This window comes from Candidatus Didemnitutus sp. (genome assembly GCA_019634575.1).
In the GTDB taxonomy this organism is placed as follows: Bacteria; Verrucomicrobiota; Verrucomicrobiia; order Opitutales; family Opitutaceae; genus Didemnitutus.
This window is the reverse complement of the sequence record JAHCAY010000003.1, coordinates 213,186-227,762: the sequence shown is the minus strand read 5'-3', so window position 1 is coordinate 227,762 and position 14,577 is coordinate 213,186. Positions and strand designations below refer to the sequence as shown.

Here is a 14,577-nt window from a genome sequence, read left to right as displayed (position 1 = left end):
CGCGGCGCAAGCGCCGGGAGACACTTCGCGCTGGACCCCCGGCGGGGCTTCTCGAATAAAGCGGCATGGCCTGCACGGTTTTCACCATCGCGAATCAGAAGGGCGGCGTCGGCAAGACCACGACGGCCGTCAACCTCGCCGCCGCCCTCGCGGCGCAGAAGATCCACACACTCGTCGTGGACCTCGACCCGCAGGCCAACGCCACCAGCGCGCTCGGCATCGAAAAGCAGGAGGGCAAGTCGCTCTACAAGCCGCTCCACGGCGAAGGCAGCGTGTTCGAGATGCTCACGCCGACACAGTGGGAGCACCTCGCGCTCATTCCGTCCGAGGTCGACCTCGCCGCGATCGAGATCGAACTGGCGCAGCAGGAAAACTACCTGCTGCGGCTCAAGAGCGTGCTCGATCCGATCCGCAATTCCGGCGGCTATCGCGCCATCATCATCGATTGCCCGCCCGCGCTCGGCATGCTCTCGATGAACTCGCTCGCCGCGGCCGACCACCTGCTCATCGCACTGCAGTGCGAATACATGGCGCTCGAGGGTCTCGGGCAGATTCTGAAGGTCGTCGATCGTCTGAAAAACGCCGGCGTGAATCCGACGCTCGATGTCGGCGGCATCGTGATGACGATGTTCGACAGCCGCATCAATCTCGCGAAGCAGGTCGTCGAGGAAGTGCGCTCGCATTTGCCCGACAAGATTTTCAGCACCGTCATCCCGCGCACCGTGCGGCTCAGCGAGGCGCCGAGCTTCGGAAAACCGATCTTCGCCTACGACCCGCACAGCCCCGGCGCCGCCGCCTACACCGCGCTGGCCAAGGAAGTGGCGACGCGGTTCAAGCTGACGGAGAAGTGAGAGGTTAGGAGTCGAGTGTGGTTTGATGTCTTAACGTATCGACGTCGCGCGACGTGCAGCAAAACCATCGCCACCCGTCGTTGTGTCGCATGATGCAGCAGTAGGCGACTGGCCCACCCACTATACGGATTTCGTGCTTCGGAACGGAAGCTAATGAAGCCTTCGACGCGAAGTGGACCCGCGTTGCGAGCACCGCCGTTGCCCCGGCAAGCAGCATGAAAACTGCCGAGCAACCCCATGCCTCGCGTTGTATCGCAAAAAAAGCGGCAATCCCGCTTCCGACACTCGCGCCGGCGAGGCCGAGCAACGTGTTCCAGGTTAGCAATTGAGAGTAGGCGCGTGCGGACATCTCGGCGGTGGCGATCAGTCAGCGTAGCGAGGCATTGTTGCTTGCGGCGCGCAAGCTAGCAGTCCTTTGCCGGCGCTTGCCGCCGCTTGCGCTTTCCGTTTTCCGCGGCTTACTGCTGGGCCTCTCGCATGTTCGGCTCCCTGGGCAAATACTTCGCCGCGTTCACCGTCGGGCTCCAAAGCAACCTGATCTACCGGGTGAACTTCGCCGTGCGCGGGTTCTTTTCGTTCTTCCATCTCATCGTCGTGTTCATCCTCTGGGGCGCGGCCTACGCAGGGAATCCCTCGATCGGCGGCTTCAGCCTCGGGCAGACGATCACCTACTTCGTGGCGTTGATCGTCGTGCAGTTCATGATCGGCGCGTTCAACGAGGACTACCAGATCGCCGAGGAAATCCGGAACGGACTCATCAATCAGTTCCTGCTGAAACCGGTGAATTACTTCGCCTACCGCTTCAGCATCTACCTCGCGGCGCGGCTCGTGACCGGGTTGCTGATTCTGCTCCCGCTCGTGGTGTTCTATCCGTTGCTGCGCGACCACCTCACGCTGCCGCACCAGCTCTGGCCCTATCTCTATGCGATTCCGGCGCTGCTGATGTCGGCGCTGATTCAGTTCGGCATTGCCTACTGCTTCGGGATGCTGACGTTCTGGTTCCTCGAAATCCAGGGCTTCGTGATCCTGTCGATGGCACTGGAGTCGGTGCTCGGCGGACAGATTTTCCCACTCGATCTGCTGCCGAAATGGCTGTTCGGCCTGTCGGCCGGTCTGCCGTATTTCTATCAGATGTATTTCCCGGTCGCGTTGCTCACCGGGCGTATCACCGATCCGGTCGAGGCCGGACACATGCTGAAGATCCAGGTCTTCTGGGTCGTAGCGATCCTCGCGCTTGGACAACTGTTGTGGCGCCGCGGCCTGCGCCTGCACACCGCCGTCGGCGGCTGAACCTCGCCGCACCCGCCCGCCATGTTTTCCCTCGCCCACTACGCCCGCATCTGGCTCGCCTCGGCCCGCTACGCCGTCGTGCGCACGCTGATGTTCCGCGGCGACTTCTTCGTCTGGGCGCTGGTCGAGCTGTTTTGGATGACGGTGAACGTGCTCATGGTCTCCGTAATCTACGAGCACACCAAGACCGTGGCCGGTTGGACCAAATACGAGATGATGCTCCTCGTCGGCACCTCGATGCTCATCCAGCGGTTCCTGATGGGGTTTTTCTGGAGCAGCATCTTCGAGATGGGGCGCAACATCCGCACGGGCAACTTCGACTTCTTCCTCGCGCAGCCGGGCAACGTGATGTTCACGGCCACGACGCGGAAACTCGATCCGGACAGCCTGATCAACTCGCTCGTGGCGCTGTCTGTCGTGATCTATTCGGCGCGCCAGCTGCATCTCTCGCCCGGCCTTGCGGATATCGCGCTGTATGCGCTGCTGGTTTTCTGCGGCGTGGTCATTCATTACAGCGTGCTCGTGCTGAGCCTCTCGGCGGCGTTCTGGATGACGAGCGCGCAAGGCATCGAGGGCAGCTATTTCACGTTGAGCGAATTCTCCCGGTTGCCGCGGCAGGCGTTCATCGGCCTCACCAAGGTCGCCTTCGTGTGGGTGCTGCCGATGGTGCTCGTGAGCAACGTCCCCGCGCACACGCTGCTGCACGGCTTCGACTGGCGGCTGACGCTCTGGGTCGTCGCTCTGGCGGCGGGCTGGTTTGCGGTGACGGTCTTCGTTTTCCATCGCGGGCTCCGGCGGTATTCGAGCGCGAGCTCGTGACGCGACGCGGCGAACGGCGGCGACGCCGAAGGGATGGACAACTCGCCGCAATTCGATTTCTCAGGAGGCAACCCGCACTCGCATGCCGCATATCGCCAAGCTCGCCGCGCTGCAAAAACGCCTCGGCTACACCTTCCGTAATCCCGCATTGCTGGGCGAAGCGCTGCGTCACGCCTCCTTCCTGCAGGATCGTCCCAACGACGGCGCGCACAACCAGCGGCTCGAATTCCTCGGCGATTCAGTGCTCCATTTCATCCTCACGGACGCACTGTTCCGGCAATTCACCGCGGAGCGCGAAGGCGTGCTCAGCCGGCGCCGCGCCGGGTTGACCAAGGGCGAGTTTCTCAGCCAGCTCGCGCGCGATCTCGGCGTCGATGCCGCCGTGCAGCTCGGTCAAAGCGAGGAGGACGCCGGCGGGCGCGGCCGCGCGTCGATTCTCGAGGACGCGCTCGAGGCGATCGTCGGCGCCATCTACCTCGACAGTGATTTCGCGACCGTGCAGGCCGTCGTGACCCAATGGTATGGCTCCATCCCGGAGCGCCTCGCCTTGAGCGAGGGAAAGGAAAACCCCAAGGGCCAACTCCAGGAAATGGTGCAGCCCGTGCACGGCAACGGCGCGTTGCGCTACGACGTCGTGAACGCCACCGGCCCGAAACACGCGCGCGAATACGAAGTCAGTGTCTTCCTGAACGACCAATTCCTTGGCGGCGGCAAGGGCTCCTCGAAAAAGGCGGCCGAAGAAGAGGCGGCGCGCGTGGCACTGATCAGGTTGCGCCAATCCGGCGCGACCGAAGCGAAACCGTAGCCGCGAATCCCGCCGGCGCGCGCTTCAGCGCACCGTGGCGAGAATCTTTTCCAACAGCACTGCGGGCGATTCGCGGATGTCGAGTTCGAGCGCGTCCTTCGGATGCTCGAGCGCCTCGAATTGGCTCCGCACCAGCTCGGCCTTCATGAAGTGGCCTTTGCGTCGGCTCACGCGCGCCAGGATCGTTTCGTAGTCGCCGTGGAGGAATACGATCGTCACCGGGTGCTTCGCGTCGCCGGCGAGCACAGCGCGGTATTTTTCCTTCAGTGCGGAGCAGGTGAAGACCGCGCTCTGGCCCGCATCGATCGTGGCGTTCATCTTCGCGCGGATCGCGTCGAGCCATGGGGCGCGGTCGTCGTCGTTCAACGGCAGGCCGCTCGCCATCTTGGCCTTGTTGGCCGCGGAATGAAAATCGTCCGCCTCGAAATACGGCCAGCCGAGCGCGGCTGCGGCGCGTTGGCCGAGCGTCGTCTTGCCGGAGCCGGCGACGCCCATGATGAGGAGGATGCGGGGAAGGAGAGCGGACACGGGAGCGCCCGATTGAGCAGGCCGAGCGGGTTCGCGCAAGCTGGCAGGAGGTGTTTACCCCAGTCATAAAGCCAAGCTCTGGCGCGAGCGGCGAGATTTCGAACGAGTGCGGTGCGACCGGCGTCTAAGGCCGAAAGTCGCGCCGCGTCGCCCCTATTTACCCCGCGCCATGCCGGCATCCATCCTTGGCAAACGTCCGCTTCCCATGATTACCTCCGCGCCGATTTCCCGTCTCCAACGCATGCAAGTCAGCGCCCGCTCCTTCTTCTCGCTCACGCGCGCCTCCTGGCGCGAAACGCTCGTGCTCATGGCCGTCGCCTGGCTCGTGCCGGTTCTCGTCCACTTGATCCCGTGGAGCGGTCCGCGGCCGTTGGGCGTGCACCTGCTGCCGGCGTTCTGGACGGCGTTCCTCGCGGTGTATCTCTACGGCGCCGGCGTCGGCGTGCTCGTCGCACTGGTCGTGCCGGTGGTGAACGCGCTCACCACGGGCCTGCCCGTTTCCGATCGTGTGCTCGCCATGAGCGTCGAGCTCGCGGCCTATGTTGCCTTTGCCGCGCTCGCGGTGCGTCGCTGGCCGTCGCTGCGCGTGACGGCGCCGCTGGCCTGGCTGCCGGCGTATGCGCTGGTGCTTGCGGTGCAGTGGGTCGTGCCGAGCTTCGGGCCGCAGCGGAATCCGCTCGAGCACTTCGCCGCCACACTCGTCCAGGTCTGGCCGGGGCTGGTCGTGCTGCTCGTGCTGAACGTCGCGCTCGTGCACCTGCTGCCGAAGGACGCCGACTGGGAAGCCGAGTGAGCCGCGCGCCGGAGCGGCGCTCGGAGCTGGCAATTCCGCGCGCGCGGGCTACGAAGTCCGCATGCTGTTTCTCGCCCTGCTGACTGCCGCCACCGTCACGGAATTCGATCTGCGCGCTGCGGAGCGCGCGCGGGCGGTGCAGGCGGCGGAAGTCGCCCTCACGCACGAGCCGCGCACGCTCACGAGCGTGCGGAATCCGCGCAGTGCGGGCGGTCCGCACGATTTCTCCTCCGAGGGCGATTATTGGTGGCCCGATCCGCAGAAGCCCGCCGGACCCTACATCCGTCGCGACGGACTGACGAATCCCGACAACTTCGTCGCGCACCGGAACCTGATGTTCGGTCTGGCGCGCGACGTCGGCGCGCTGGTCGCCGCGTGGGATCTCACGCACGAGGAGCGCTTCGCGGTCGCGGCGGCGCGGCATCTGCGCACGTGGTTCGTCGATCCGGCGACGCGCATGAACCCGAATCTGGTCTACGCGCAGGCCATCCAGGGCGTGGCAACCGGGCGCGGCATCGGCATCATCGACACCGTGCATCTCGCCGAGGTCGCGCTCGCGATCGAGGCTTTGCGCGGATCGCCGGCGCTGAAGCCGGAGGACGATGCGGCGCTCACGCAGTGGTTCCGCGACTACCTGCACTGGATGCGCACGCATCCCTACGGTCTCGACGAGGCGAAACAGGAGAACAATCACGGCACCTGCTGGGTGTTGCAGGCGGCGTGTTTCGCGCGCCTGACGCGCGATGCGGCGGCGTTGACCGAGTGCCGCGAGCGCTTCCGCCGCGATCTCCTCACGCAAATGGCGCTCGACGGGAGTTTCCCGCGCGAACTCGCGCGCACGAAACCCTACGGCTACGCGATCTTCAACCTCGACGTGATGGCCGCCACCGCGGTGGTGTTGTCCACGCCGACGGAGAACCTCATGCGCGCGACGCTGCCCGACGGACGCGGCATGCTGCGCGCGGTCGGCTGGTTGGCGCCGTTCCTCGCGGACAAGTCGCGGTGGCCGAAGGCGCCGGACGTGATGTATTGGAACGATTGGCCGATTCGTCAGCCGGCGCTGCTCTTCGGCGCGCTGGCGGGGTGCGACGCGGAATGGCTGGCGCTCTGGCAACGCCTCCCGGCGGACTCACCGGTCGAGGAAGTGCAGCGGAATTTTCCCGTGCGCTACCCGACGCTGTGGCTGCGGCCCGCGCCGGCACAATGACGGCTCGCGCGACGGATCGGGCGGTCGGGGTGCTGCTTGCGCTCGCTGCGTTGCTCATCCTGCCCGGAGTGGCGCTGTGGCCTTGGCTACAACGCTCCGGCGGGGAGTGGCTGCTGGTTCCGACGGTGCTGTCCGCGGTGTCGTTTGCGAGCTATGCGTTCGACAAAGGCCGGGCGGTCCGCGGAGGCGGCCGGCTGCCGGAAGCGCAGCTGCTCGCCATCGACGCGCTTGGTGGTTGGCCCGGCGGTCTCGTCGCGCAGCAGCTGCTGCGGCACAAGACGGCGAAGCCAAGTTACCAGTTCGTGTTCTGGCTGATCGTGGCGAGCTACGAAGCCGGCGCGGCGTGGTGGCTTTCCCGGTAAGTCGGACAGCGCATTCCACGCACCGCGGACGCGCAGCGGTGACGGGGCGGAACGCCGGCGGTGGTTACTTCTCCTCGGTGGGGTCGTGATTGTATTGCTCGTAGGTCCACGCGATGAGCGTGACGACGAGCAACACGACCACGTAGTCGGCTGCGTCCAATGGACGGCCAGCGAGGGAGAAGGCCAGTCCGGCGAGCGCCGCAATTCCAACCGCGATCAGAGCCGCTTTCATGGGGGGAGGGAGTCGGGGACCTCGCGCCAGCAATGCGCGCGCGGTCGTTGTTTGTTCGCGTCGACTATACACCGTGCCGGTCGCGCGGACTACGCATCGGTTGCGGCGGCTCGCCCTCGCACCCATTGCCAACGGCCTCTCGGTGGGCTACGTTATGGCCATGAGCCGAGCTTTCACCCGTGAAGACGACGCGCGCGACGTCGTCATCCCGCGCCGGATTTCGCCGCTCCCGCCGGGAGCGCGCAATTATCTCACCGCCGCGGGGGCGGAGCGCTTGCGCGGCGAACTGAAAGAGCTCACCGACCGTGCGCCGCGCCTCATTGCGGAATCCGCCGATGAAGGCGGCCGCGGCGCCGACGCGAAGGAGGAGCTCCAGCGCGCCGAGGAGCGCATCGCCTATTTGCAGCAGAGCCTGGCGACCGCCGAAATCGCCACGCCGCCACCGCCGCCGCACGATGTGGTGCGTTTCGGTGCGGTCGTCACCGTGCGGGACGCGAAGGGCGTCGTGTCCACGTATCACATCGTGGGCGTGGATGAGACCGATCTCTCGGCGGACGCCGTGAGCTGGCTGTCGCCGATCGCGCGCGCGCTGCTCAATGCGCGGTTGGGGCAGCAGGTGCCGTTCAAGTTCCCGAGCGGCGCCACGCAGCTCGAGATCACCGGGATCCGTTACTGAGCTCGTCCCGCGCTCGGCGCGGCCCGAGTCACTTCACCCAACCGTGGCTGCGGAGCCATGTTTCGGCGCGTTGCGGCCATTGGGCGGTTTGCGGGTGCGTGGCCTCCATCGCGAAGCCGTGGCCGCCTTTTTCGTAGAGATGCATTTCCACCGGCACGCCGGCACGGCGCAGCGCGGTGTAGTAGGCGAGCGCGTTCTCGACCGGCACGGAATGGTCGTCCTCCGCGTGGATGATGAAGGTCGGCGGCGTTTCCTTGTTCACCTGCCGGTCCGCCGACATGAGCGCGACCAACTCGGGCGCGGCGTGCTCTCCGATGAGGTTGTTGCGCGAACCGACGTGGATGTGCGGTCCGTCCATCAGGATCACGGGGTAAAGCAGCAATGCGAAGTCCGGGCGGGCGCTCACAGTGTCGAGTGCGGCGCCGGTTTTGCCGTCGGCATGGTCGTAGAGCGTCGACGCGCTCGAGGCGAGATGGCCGCCGGCGGAGGAGCCGATGATGCCGATGCGGTGTGGATCGACAGCGAACTCCGCGGCGCGCGAGCGCACGATGCGCATCGCGCGGAGAACGTCGCGCAACGGCGCGGGGTGCCCGTATTCTTTCAGGCGGGAGCGGACGATGAAGCAGGTGACGCCGAGTTCGTTGAGCCACTCGGCGTAGCGGACGCCCTCGCGCTGCTCGGACAGGATGGCGTAGCCGCCGCCCGGACAGATGACGACGGCGGTGCCGTTGGCTTTACCGGGCGCGGCCGGCCACACGGTGAGCCTGGGCTCATGGACTTCCGAGACGCGGCCAGTGGCGTCGACGACGAAGGGCTTAGCGTGCGGCTTGGCGCCGGGAATGCCTTCGGGCCAAAGTGGGATGACGGGATGTTCGGTCGCGGAGAGCATGGTGACGAGCAGCAGGACGAAGGGGACGACGCGCAGCATGGGAGGAGGAAAATCGGCGCGCCGGGAAACGACAAGGTCGCTTTGCCCGTGCGGCGGCGGAGCGTCAGAACGGAAAATCGCCCGTCGGCTTCGGCAACTGCGGCCTGGCCTCGACCGCCTGGGCGGCGCGCGTGTGCGTCGCGCGCGCCGTGACGGTGATCGCGCGCTGCGGACGCACGGGACAGGCGAATTCGCAGGCGCCGCAGCCGATGCACAGCGATTCGTTCACCGCGGGGAGACGGAGGTTGTCGCGGAAAGGCACGGTGTTCACCGCCTTGGTCGGGCAGTGTTCGGAGCAGGCGGCGCAATCGGTGCCGTCGGTTTCGACGATGCAGCGGGAGCGTTCGAACTGCGCCGTGCCGACGCTCGTGAGGCGCTTGTCGGCGAGTGCGAGCGGCAGAATCGCCCCGGTTGGGCAGACGTCGCCGCAGCGATGGCAATCGAAGTTGCAAAAGGCGCGCTCGAAATCGAGGTGCGGCTTGGCGAATCCGAGCCAGCCGTAGTCGAACACTGCGGGTTGCAGCACCTGCGTGGGGCAGGCGGTCACGCACAACTGGCAACCGGTGCAACGGTCAAGCAGGCGGGTGGCGCTGTGCGCGCCGGGGGGCGCGACGGGTGCGCGACGCGGCGCGGCGGCGACGGCTTGCAGGGCGGCCAACGGAGGGACGGCCAGTGCGCCGGCGACGAGCGCGCGTCGCTGGGGATCGGGCGCACGCTGCGTGCGGCGCCAGGCGAAGCGATATGCGATGCCGCCGTGCCGGCATGCGCTGAGACAGTTGGCGCAGGCAACGCAGCGCGAGGCGTCGACGCGCCCCGCACGGAGATCGATGCACTGCGCTTTGCACGCGCGCAGGCAATCGGCGCATTTGGTGCAGGCGGCCGGATCGATGGTCAGCCGAAACGCGCTGACGCGGGAGAGCAGTCCGAGAATTGTCCCGACCGGGCAGACCGTGTTGCAGTAAATCCGACCGCGCCAGAGCGCCAGGGCGGCGACGGTGACGGCGGCGATTGTCGCGAACAGCACAAGTCCCAGCGGCGGGGCCGGTGGAGGCACGCGATAGAGCGCCTGCCAGCCGAGCGTCTGCGCGGCGGGAACGAGTGTGTTGTTGCCGATCACGAGTGCGGTCCGGCCGAGCGTCGCGGTGATGCGGCCGAAGTGGCTGTAGGGATCGAGCAGTGTGAAGGCCACGCCGGTCGCGCCAAGGGCGACTGCGAGAAGCGCGCTGGTCAGGAAGCCGTAGCGGATGGTTTTGTTTTCCGGAGCAAAGCGCGTCGCGGTGCGGCGGCGTGGTCGCAGGCGTGCGATAGCGTCTTGGAGAATCCCGAGCGGGCAAATGACGGAACAATAGACGCGGCCGAAGAGCAGCGTGACGATCAACAGCAGCGCGACCGAGCCGGCGGCGAGCGCACTGCCGGCGACGGCGGCGAGTGTCGCGGGGCCGAGTTGCATCGCCGCGAACGCGTGTGCGAGCCGCGTCGGCATGAGGCCCCGGAAATCGAGGAACGCGGCGGAGAGGACGCCGAAAAATACGACTGCGAGGAGGACGCGGAGCGGTTTCAGCCAGCGGCGCACGGCTCAGGCGAGCTTGACGCGGCGAATGTCGAGCGCGTCGAGGTTCGTCGTGCCGACGCCGTGTGCGGCGGCCAGGCCGATGTGGCGTATGTCGGCGGGATTTTGGTTGAGCAGGCGCGCGGCGGCGGTGTCGACGGCGACGATGTCGGTCGACGCGAGCAGGCTGCGGAGTTCGACGACGTCATCGGCGGCGCGGCCACGCGGTCCGTTGCGCACCATCGGGTGGTAGGCGTCGACGATGTTGAGGTCGGGCTTTCGGAAGGTGAGGAAGTCCGCGATGCACTGGTGCAGGTCGTTGCGATGGTAGAACCGGCGATCCCAGACGACGCCCATGAGGTTCTTCGCGGCACCGGTCATGAGCGAGCCGCTGTGGTGTTTGAGCACGGGCACGTTGATGAACACATCGCTGTCGAGGACGAGGGAGTGCACTTCGGCGGACTTGAGCTTCACGCCGCGCGGGATCTCGACCGGGCGGTAGAGTGCGTGGTCGTCGCCGGTGACGACAATGCCGCCGGCGTCACGCACGGCCGGCTCGATGCCGCTGGTGGCGTAGCAGCGCTGCCATTGGTCGCAGGTGTGGTCGAAGACGCTGACGGACTTCGCGCCGGCGTCGCGGCAGAGTTTCACGAGGTGCCCGACGAGCTCGGGATGGGTGTTGGCGCCGAGGTCGGGGGCGACGTCCCAACCGATGTTGGGTTTGATCAACACGGTCTGGCCCGGACGAACGAACTGGCTGAGGCCGCCCAGTTCGGCGAGGGCGCGGTCGAGCATCGCGGTGCGCGTGCCGTCGCGGACGGCGGCGAGAATGGTGCGCGGCGCGGCGGGGACGTCGGCGGCGAGGGCGCGGGTGAAACGACCGGCGGAAACGGTCGCGGCGAGCGCCAGGCCGGTTTTGAGGAAGTCGCGGCGACTGGTCTTCATGGGGCCAAAGGACAAAGGTGCGGTCCGCGACGGCGGGCCGTCGAACGAGCACCTTACGCCGATGGCACGAAGCCGCCGCGCATCAGTTGGCCAAGGCTCGGCCTGAGTTGCGCGCGTCGTGGCGCGGCGCACGCGTCACGAGTAGCGCGGCAGCGATTCGACAAATTCGCGCGAGGCGCCGGCGAGCCAAACCTCGCCGTTGCGGAGTTTCGCGGCGCGGAGAAGGGTGGCTTTGAAAGCGCCGTAGACCAGGCCGCCGATGATGAGCGGAGCAGTCAGCAGGAAGAGCGCGACAAGCGTGGGCTCGGCAATGGCGATGACGAGGCAGACGAGGCCGAGCAGCACCGCGCCCCAAGCGATGAAGGCGTGGTTGCGCACGATCTTGCGGCCGGCGGCGCTGATCGGGATGTCGATGGCGATCTTTTTCCGGAAAATCAGGTAGAGAATGAAAAAGATCAGCAGATTGAGCAGAATCGTGAGCGCGAGGAGCGGCGGATACCAATAGAGCGTCTTGTGCTTGGACTCGGTGGAGGTGACGGGCGCGTTGGTCTTCACGCAGCGCGCGGGCAGTTTCGGGTTGGCAACCGGCACGACGACGTATTTGCCGTCGGCGCGGGCGTTGCTCACGCCCTCGGCCACGGGCACCGGCGCGCCTTCGCGGCGGGATTGGTAATAGATATCCTTACCCTCGTGCGACACGGGGCCGTCGGGCGTCTGGATGATTTGCGACGCGGGGTAGAGCTTGCCGGTGATGATGCAGCGATGCGTGGCGGGGGCGGAAGCGGCGTCGGCCGGGAGCGGCGGCGCGCCGAACAACTCGGTGTCCTGCGCGGGTTGCCATGCGGACATGCCTTGGCGCCAGACAAGCGTCGCGCGGGTGATGCGGCCGTTTGCGATTAGGGAGAGAATCTCTCCTTCCGAAACCGGGCCGCGTTGCTCTTTGCCTTCAGCGTAGTGCCAGCTCATGGGGGAAATGAATCGCAAGAAGCTGGGCTAAGCGCGCGAGGCGGTCGAGGAGAATGGCGCGTGGGGCGACGCGTCCGGCGGTCGCGCCCTACCGCACCCAGCGCGGCTGACGCTCGATCATTTGAGGATCAGTGGCCGGCGGCGCGCGCAATCTCGACGGCGAAGGCGTAGTCGGGGCCGAGGATGTTCGAGCGAAAGATGATGAACTTCTGATCGGGCGTGAACATGGGGTTCGGCTCGAGGCGGTAGTTGTGTTTCGACATGTCGACGAGCTTTTCGGACTCGACGTAGCCGCCGCGAATGAGGTTTTCGCCGAGAGTGCCGCGATCGGTCACGAGCTTCGGGCGAAAGAGAAATATCCAGGGCGACTGGTTGTCGCCGTCGCCGCAGAAGAGTTTCTGGTCGGGCGAGGAATTGTCGTGGATGGAGGATTGCGTCGCCGCATCGTATTGCAGCCAGGTGCGTTCGCGGGTCGCGACGTTGTAGCTGGCGATGAACGAGGTGCGGCCGCCGCGCGGGAAGTGGAGTTGGTAGTAGATCGTCTGGCCGTCCGCGCCCCACCATTCGTGGCCGGCGATCTCCATTTGCATGGTGCGGCGGTGAATCAGCTGTTTTTGCGTGCCGTCGGTGCGGATGGTCCAAATGCGGTCGACGAGCTGCCAGTGGCCTTCGTGGCAGTAGAGGAGCAGCGTGGGATCGGTGGGCGAGAACTGGAGGTGGTTGAGCCAGTTGGTATCGTGCTCGAGGAGCTTCGTGAGCTTGCCGGTCGCGAGATCGATGGTGAAGAGCGTCATCGGGAGCTTCGCGTTGAGGCGGCGCGTCATCATCTCGGATTTGTTGGCGGGCTCGCCTTGGTTGACGGGCGACAGGCGCGAGCCACCGGTGTGCGGCTTGCCGTCGTAGGCGCCATCGGCGTCGGCGTCGCCCTCGATGTAGGTGCCGGCGCCGAGCGTGTCGTCGGCGTTGATCGCGACGACGGTGGCGCGGGGCGGGAGGTCGACGAGTTTACGCGACTCGCCGGTGTCGATGTCGCATTTCCAGACGGAAGCAGGGTGTTCTGCCGACGCCGGGTGGGAGTAGAAGAGCGTCGAGGTGCGGTGGCTCACGACGATGGTGCGCGCGGGGCCGTCGACGAGTTTCTTGGCGTGGCGTGTGGCGAGCTCGAGGGCGGAGATGCCGCCTTTCGGGGTCGTGTAGACCATCCAGCGTCCGTCGGGGCTGAAGGCGTTGAAGTTGAAATAAAAACTGTTCGAGCCCGGCTCGTCGGTGAGGCGGATGACGCGGTGGCCGGTGGCGGGATCGATCCACTCGCGCGGAGGCTCGGCGGGAGCGTTTTCAGCGGCAACGAAGCGGGTGGTGAGCGCGAGCGTGCAGGTGAGGACGAAGAGAGCGGGGCGGCGGGGCGACATGCGGAGTAAGACGCCAGCAGGGCGTCGCCGGCTACTGAAAGCGGATACGGGGCGAGGGGAAGCGAGTCGGTGTTCGGTCAGTCCGCGTGGGAGAGCAACTGCTCGGGACGGATCCAGCAGTCGGCGGGAAAGCCGAGGGCTTGTTTCAACGCGACATCACGATCCCACGGATTGGAGAGGCGGGCGATTTGCCAGCGCTGGCGCAGAGTGAGTTGACGCGGGAAATACCACGGCGAGACGAGCGCGCGGATTTCGACGAGCGGATAGTCGGTGCCGTAAAGGAGGCGATGCGCGAATTCGGGGCGCGTGAGCAGTTCGGCGAGGTAGGCGCGCTTGTTGAGTTGGGTGAGCGAGGAGATGTCGGCGTAGAGATTCGGGTGTTCGGACATGAGACGGGCAAGGCGGTCGAAGCAACGCTCGCCGTCGATTTTGCCGGTCGTGGCGGCGTGCGCGGCGATGACGGTCACTCCTTCGCGTAACGGCAGGCGTAGGCGGTCGGGATCGCCGAGGTGATTTTCGGCGCGCGTGAAGGAATGCTCGTCGCCGGTGTGCACGAGGAGCGGCAAGTGGAGTTCGACGAGCTTGCGGTAGAAGGGAACGAGGTGTTCGTCGGCTGGATCGATGTGCTGGATCGACGGCAACCATTTCACCAGGACGGCGCCGTGGGCTTTGGCCCACTCGAGACGGGCGAGCGCGTCGGGACGGTAGGGATTCACGCTGGCACCCCAGAGGAGATTAGGGTGCTTGGGGATTTCTTCGGCGAGGAATTCGTTGGGCACATAGACTTCGGTGTGCGCGAAGTCGAGTTGACCGTGGGCGTCGACGACTCCATCGAGGGCAAGGACGACGGCGCGGCCGAGGTGCTCGCTGCGGGCGAGGCGGGCGGAGAGACGATCGAGGACGAGGGCGTCGCCGTGCTCGCGGAGTTCGCGCGCGGTGACGCCGAACGAGCGGAGATAGAACGCGAGTTTATAGCTGTGGAGGAGTTCCGGCGAGACGTAGCACCCGCTGCCACCGGCGCCGATGCCAGCGGTGTGGCAGTGGAGATCAATGAACGTGCCGGCGGGCAGCGGCTCGGCGGGGCGATACGGGCGTTTGGCGGCAGTGGCCGAGAGCGCGAGTGCGGCGAGAGTGCCGAGCGAGAGAAGGCGAGGGAGGCGGCGCGCGGGAGCGGAAAGGAATTGCATGGCGCCGCACTGTAGCGGCGCACGCACGCG

The 14,577-nt window shown here is 66.4% G+C and carries 16 protein-coding genes; 8 read left to right on the top strand and 8 right to left on the bottom strand.

All coding sequences use genetic code 11. The features are described 5' to 3' along the window. Positions 1–65 precede the first annotated feature (65 nt). The 4 genes from KF715_19490 to rnc all read left to right on the top strand — a co-directional run bounded on the left by KF715_19490 (position 66) and on the right by rnc (position 3,765). Positions 66–851: a ParA family protein gene (locus tag KF715_19490; GenBank protein MBX3738886.1), complete on the top strand. Its 786-nt coding sequence runs from the start codon at positions 66–68 to the stop codon at positions 849–851. A 477-nt stretch (positions 852–1,328) separates the two neighbouring features. Continuing rightward, positions 1,329–2,141: an ABC-2 family transporter protein gene (locus KF715_19485; GenBank protein ID MBX3738885.1), complete on the top strand. Its 813-nt coding sequence runs from the start codon at positions 1,329–1,331 to the stop codon at positions 2,139–2,141. 21 nt (positions 2,142–2,162) lie between these two features. Continuing rightward, positions 2,163–2,960, top strand: coding sequence for an ABC-2 family transporter protein (locus KF715_19480; GenBank protein ID MBX3738884.1), 798 nt, complete (start codon positions 2,163–2,165; stop codon positions 2,958–2,960). 82 nt (positions 2,961–3,042) lie between these two features. Further along, a complete protein-coding gene (rnc, locus tag KF715_19475) occupies positions 3,043–3,765 on the top strand; it encodes a ribonuclease III (protein MBX3738883.1) in 723 nt (240 codons plus the stop codon). A gap of 24 nt (positions 3,766–3,789) precedes the next feature. Here the strand turns inward: rnc and KF715_19470 are convergent, their stop codons facing one another. After that, positions 3,790–4,293: a gluconokinase gene (locus tag KF715_19470; protein MBX3738882.1), complete on the bottom strand. Its 504-nt coding sequence runs from the start codon at positions 4,291–4,293 to the stop codon at positions 3,790–3,792. 205 nt (positions 4,294–4,498) lie between these two features. Between KF715_19470 and KF715_19465 the strand changes: the two genes are divergently transcribed. The 3 genes from KF715_19465 (at position 4,499) to KF715_19455 (ending at position 6,655) form a co-directional block, all read left to right on the top strand. Continuing rightward, complete coding sequence (locus KF715_19465; GenBank protein ID MBX3738881.1) at positions 4,499–5,086, top strand: hypothetical protein; 588 nt, start codon at positions 4,499–4,501, stop codon at positions 5,084–5,086. A 61-nt stretch (positions 5,087–5,147) separates the two neighbouring features. After that, on the top strand, positions 5,148–6,293 hold the full coding sequence (locus KF715_19460) for an alginate lyase family protein (GenBank protein ID MBX3738880.1): 1,146 nt from the start codon (positions 5,148–5,150) through the stop codon (positions 6,291–6,293). Then, positions 6,290–6,655 (top strand): DUF1294 domain-containing protein, encoded by a 366-nt coding sequence (locus KF715_19455; GenBank protein ID MBX3738879.1) that lies wholly within the window; start codon positions 6,290–6,292, stop codon positions 6,653–6,655. The genes KF715_19460 and KF715_19455 overlap by 4 nt, the downstream gene beginning before the upstream one ends. Before the next feature lie 64 nt (positions 6,656–6,719). Here the strand turns inward: KF715_19455 and KF715_19450 are convergent, their stop codons facing one another. Next, positions 6,720–6,887, bottom strand: coding sequence for a hypothetical protein (locus KF715_19450; protein ID MBX3738878.1), 168 nt, complete (start codon positions 6,885–6,887; stop codon positions 6,720–6,722). Positions 6,888–7,047: 160 nt separating this feature from the next. Here KF715_19450 and KF715_19445 point away from each other — a divergent pair, with 160 nt between their 5' ends. Beyond that, positions 7,048–7,563, top strand: a complete 516-nt coding sequence (locus KF715_19445; GenBank protein ID MBX3738877.1) for a GreA/GreB family elongation factor — start codon at positions 7,048–7,050, stop codon at positions 7,561–7,563. 28 nt (positions 7,564–7,591) lie between these two features. On the opposite strand, the gene KF715_19440 is transcribed toward KF715_19445, so the two are convergent. From KF715_19440 to KF715_19415, 6 genes are all read right to left on the bottom strand, one after another. Beyond that, on the bottom strand, positions 7,592–8,491 hold the full coding sequence (locus tag KF715_19440; protein MBX3738876.1) for an alpha/beta hydrolase: 900 nt from the start codon (positions 8,489–8,491) through the stop codon (positions 7,592–7,594). Between the two features lie 64 nt (positions 8,492–8,555). Then, on the bottom strand, positions 8,556–10,064 hold the full coding sequence (locus KF715_19435; protein ID MBX3738875.1) for a 4Fe-4S binding protein: 1,509 nt from the start codon (positions 10,062–10,064) through the stop codon (positions 8,556–8,558). 3 nt (positions 10,065–10,067) lie between these two features. After that, a complete protein-coding gene (locus tag KF715_19430; protein MBX3738874.1) occupies positions 10,068–10,985 on the bottom strand; it encodes a DUF362 domain-containing protein in 918 nt (305 codons plus the stop codon). Between the two features lie 135 nt (positions 10,986–11,120). Then, positions 11,121–11,951, bottom strand: a complete 831-nt coding sequence (locus KF715_19425) for a DUF4339 domain-containing protein (protein ID MBX3738873.1) — start codon at positions 11,949–11,951, stop codon at positions 11,121–11,123. Between the two features lie 128 nt (positions 11,952–12,079). After that, positions 12,080–13,360, bottom strand: a complete 1,281-nt coding sequence (locus KF715_19420; protein ID MBX3738872.1) for a PD40 domain-containing protein — start codon at positions 13,358–13,360, stop codon at positions 12,080–12,082. A 77-nt stretch (positions 13,361–13,437) separates the two neighbouring features. Then, positions 13,438–14,547, bottom strand: coding sequence for an amidohydrolase family protein (locus KF715_19415; protein MBX3738871.1), 1,110 nt, complete (start codon positions 14,545–14,547; stop codon positions 13,438–13,440). Positions 14,548–14,577: the final 30 nt, after the last annotated feature.

Excerpts from the sequence above, each read along its gene's own strand:
- KF715_19490 (MBX3738886.1), top strand. The coding sequence starts at position 66 with ATGGCCTGCACGGTTTTCACCATCGCGAATCAGAAGGGCGGCGTCGGC.
- KF715_19485 (MBX3738885.1), top strand. The coding sequence starts at position 1,329 with ATGTTCGGCTCCCTGGGCAAATACTTCGCCGCGTTCACCGTCGGGCTC.
- KF715_19480 (MBX3738884.1), top strand. The coding sequence starts at position 2,163 with ATGTTTTCCCTCGCCCACTACGCCCGCATCTGGCTCGCCTCGGCCCGC.
- rnc (MBX3738883.1), top strand. The coding sequence starts at position 3,043 with ATGCCGCATATCGCCAAGCTCGCCGCGCTGCAAAAACGCCTCGGCTAC.
- KF715_19465 (MBX3738881.1), top strand. The coding sequence starts at position 4,499 with ATGATTACCTCCGCGCCGATTTCCCGTCTCCAACGCATGCAAGTCAGC.
- KF715_19460 (MBX3738880.1), top strand. The coding sequence starts at position 5,148 with ATGCTGTTTCTCGCCCTGCTGACTGCCGCCACCGTCACGGAATTCGAT.
- KF715_19455 (MBX3738879.1), top strand. The coding sequence starts at position 6,290 with ATGACGGCTCGCGCGACGGATCGGGCGGTCGGGGTGCTGCTTGCGCTC.
- KF715_19450 (MBX3738878.1), bottom strand. The coding sequence starts at position 6,887 with ATGAAAGCGGCTCTGATCGCGGTTGGAATTGCGGCGCTCGCCGGACTG.
- KF715_19445 (MBX3738877.1), top strand. The coding sequence starts at position 7,048 with ATGAGCCGAGCTTTCACCCGTGAAGACGACGCGCGCGACGTCGTCATC.
- KF715_19440 (MBX3738876.1), bottom strand. The coding sequence starts at position 8,491 with ATGCTGCGCGTCGTCCCCTTCGTCCTGCTGCTCGTCACCATGCTCTCC.
- KF715_19430 (MBX3738874.1), bottom strand. The coding sequence starts at position 10,985 with ATGAAGACCAGTCGCCGCGACTTCCTCAAAACCGGCCTGGCGCTCGCC.
- KF715_19425 (MBX3738873.1), bottom strand. The coding sequence starts at position 11,951 with ATGAGCTGGCACTACGCTGAAGGCAAAGAGCAACGCGGCCCGGTTTCG.
- KF715_19420 (MBX3738872.1), bottom strand. The coding sequence starts at position 13,360 with ATGTCGCCCCGCCGCCCCGCTCTCTTCGTCCTCACCTGCACGCTCGCG.
- KF715_19415 (MBX3738871.1), bottom strand. The coding sequence starts at position 14,547 with ATGCAATTCCTTTCCGCTCCCGCGCGCCGCCTCCCTCGCCTTCTCTCG.